At 38.7% G+C, this 1,585-nt stretch carries 1 protein-coding gene; it reads left to right on the top strand.

Features of this window, described 5'->3' with window-relative positions; translation table 11 throughout:
• Positions 1 to 92: 92 nt before the first annotated feature.
• Positions 93 to 1,556 carry an IS1182 family transposase gene (locus DWY89_RS14130; protein WP_243022846.1) on the top strand — a complete coding sequence of 488 codons (1,464 nt, stop codon included), beginning with the start codon at positions 93 to 95 and terminating at the stop codon, positions 1,554 to 1,556.
• Positions 1,557 to 1,585 lie beyond the last annotated feature (29 nt).

The following is a 1,585-nucleotide window of genomic DNA, read 5'->3' as shown; positions in this document are numbered from 1 at the left end:
CAGACTGTAGACAAAGCCCTGCTTTTGCAGGGTTTTGCTATTGTTGGAACCGCTTTTCTGATATAATAAATATCAGAAGGGCGGTGTTTTTTATGATGACGAAAAATGCAGATAAAAAAAGAGAACAAATGATGATGTTTTCCATGGATGATATGGTACCTCAAAACCATATGCTGCGATTAATTGATAGGGCAATCAATTGGAATTTTATTTATGATCTGGTTGAAGAAAAATACTGTCCGAATAACGGCCGTCCCAGTATGGATCCCGTCATGCTGATAAAGATACCATTCATTCAGTATCTCTATGGGATAAAAAGCATGCGTCAGACCATGAAAGAGATTGAGGTAAACGTTGCATACCGCTGGTTTCTCGGACTAGACATGTTAGATCCAGTACCTCATTTTTCTACATTTGGAAAGAATTATACCCGCCGTTTCAAAGATACAGACCTTTTTGAGCAGATCTTTTCAAAGATTTTGGAAGATTGTATGAAATATAAGCTTGTAAATACAGAACAGATCTTCGTGGATGCAACACATGTAAAAGCCTGTGCAAACAGTAAAAAAATGCGTAAGCGGGTTGCACACGAACAGGCTCTCTGGTATGAAGAGGAATTAAATAAAGAGATTGAAAAAGATCGTCTGGCACATGGAAAAAAGCCATTGAAGAAAAAAGATGATAACCAGCCACCTGCATCCGGTGGAACCGGAAATGATAAGGATTCTATATCTGAAGAACTTCCTGAAGATGTGAAAACACAAAAATGCAGCATCAGCGATCCGGAAAGTGGATGGTTTCGAAAGGGTGAACATAAACACGTTTTTGCATATGCTGTAGAAACTGCCTGTGATAAACATGGCTGGATCCTTGGATATACAGTACATCCTGGTAATGAGAATGACAGTCGTACTTTTAAGGCATTATACGATAAGATATCTAAACTGAATCCGCAGATGGTAGTTGCAGATGCAGGATATAAAACTCCGGCAATCGCCCATCAGCTGTTGGAAGATGGAATTCAACCACTTTTTCCGTATACCCGTCCCAAGACCAAAGAAGGCTTTTTCGGAAAACACGAATTCGCATATGATGAATACTATGATTGTTATATATGTCCGGGAGCACATATATTGACATACAGTACAACAAACAGAAGTGGATATAAAGAGTATAAAAGCTGCGGTAAACATTGTGCTGAATGCCAATATCTTTCAAAATGCACAGAAAGTAAGGATCATGTAAAAATGATCACACGTCATGTATGGGAAGAATATATGGAAGTGGCAGAAGACATTCGGCACACGATAGGAAACAGACAGATCTATCAGTTAAGAAAAGAAACCATAGAGAGGATATTCGGTACAGCGAAAGAACAGCATGGATTTCGATATACGCAATATGTAGGAAAGGCGCGGATGGAGATGAAAGCCGGGCTTACCTTTGCATGCATGAATCTGAAAAAACTGGCAAAGATTCTGGAAAAACCTTTTTTATATTTTGAGCTAAGAACAAGAATAAAATCAAAATTTAAAGAAAAATGGTACTGGGCATAACACCCAGCACCAAGTTTGTCTACAGTCTG

This window comes from Clostridium sp. AF27-5AA, from assembly GCF_003478415.1.
Lineage (GTDB): Bacteria > Bacillota > Clostridia > Lachnospirales > Lachnospiraceae > Otoolea > Otoolea fessa.
The sequence above is the reverse complement of the archived record's forward strand: the minus strand, read 5'-3'. Positions and strand labels throughout refer to the sequence as shown.